A 1,108-nucleotide genomic window follows, 5' to 3' on the forward strand; every position below is an offset into this window, starting at 1 on the left:
CGCGCGGGCCGCGGCTAGTCGACCGGCGCGCAGAAGTGCGCCTGCGGACCTGCGAGCCCGCGCCTCCACGGCCCACGCCGCCCGTTCGGGGGACACCAGTGGACGGACCGCAAACGATTCGGTAACAGTTCACCTCGTTTCGCCCTGTCGTGCGGGGGACGCGTACCCCGAGGACGTATTCTCGGAGTCAATCCTGGGGAGGAGGGGCGCGTGGCACGACGGCACACCTACCGAGCCCACGCGGCGAGCGTCGCGGGCACGGCGGTCATCGAGGAGTTCGCGAACCTGGGGCGCGACGACGTCGCGAGCGTCACGGCGTCGACGACGCCGGTGCTCCGCGTCGAGACCGTCGAGTCGAACACGCTCTCGGGGCCGATCACGGTGCCGATGCCCTCGACCCTCGGTGACACGGGCATCGTGGCGCACCCGATCGCGCTCGGCGGCAGCACCTTCGGCTGGAGCCTCGGCGCCGACGCCGCCCACGCGGTGCTCGACCGCTTCGCCGGCACGGGAGGCGACCTGCTCGACACGGCCGACAGCTACGCGGCGGGGCGCAGCGAGACGATCATCGGCTCCTGGCTGCGTTCGCGGCACACCCGCGATCGCATGCGCGTCATGACGAAGGTCGGGCGTCACCCCGATCACCAGGGGCTCGCCCCGGTCGACATCAGGTCGGCCGTCGAGGCATCCCTGAGCCGGCTCGACACCGATCGCATCGACGTGCTGTTCTTCCACGGCGACGACCCCGAGACGCCCTTGGAGGAGAGCCTCGGGGAGGTCGACGCGCTCATCACCGCGGGCAAGGTGCGCGCCATCGGTGCCTCCGACTTCTCGCCTGAGCGGCTCATCGAGGCCCGTGTCCTCGCGGCCAACGGCCTGCCCCGCTTCGAGCTCCTCACGGCCCGGTACAACCTCATGGAGCGGCGGCCCTTCGAGGGAGCGACCGAGCTCGTCGCCCATGCGCAGGGCCTCGCCGTGCTGCCGTACTTCGCGCTGGCCAACGGATTCCTCGGCGGCCAGGTGCGCCGACGCTCCGAGGTGCGTCGCGACGCGCGCGGCGAACGCGTCGCGCGCCACCTCGGACGACGCGGCCACCGCGTGCTCACCG

At 72.4% G+C, this 1,108-nt stretch carries 1 protein-coding gene; it reads left to right on the forward strand.

Annotated elements, in window-relative coordinates:
- Positions 1 to 210 precede the first annotated feature (210 nt).
- A partial coding sequence (locus tag GH736_RS23295) for an aldo/keto reductase (protein WP_159607428.1) occupies positions 211 to 1,108 on the forward strand: 898 nt, incomplete at its 3' end.

It is taken from the genome of Agromyces humi (genome assembly GCF_009720255.1).
In the GTDB taxonomy this organism is placed as follows: Bacteria; Actinomycetota; Actinomycetes; order Actinomycetales; family Microbacteriaceae; genus Agromyces; species Agromyces humi.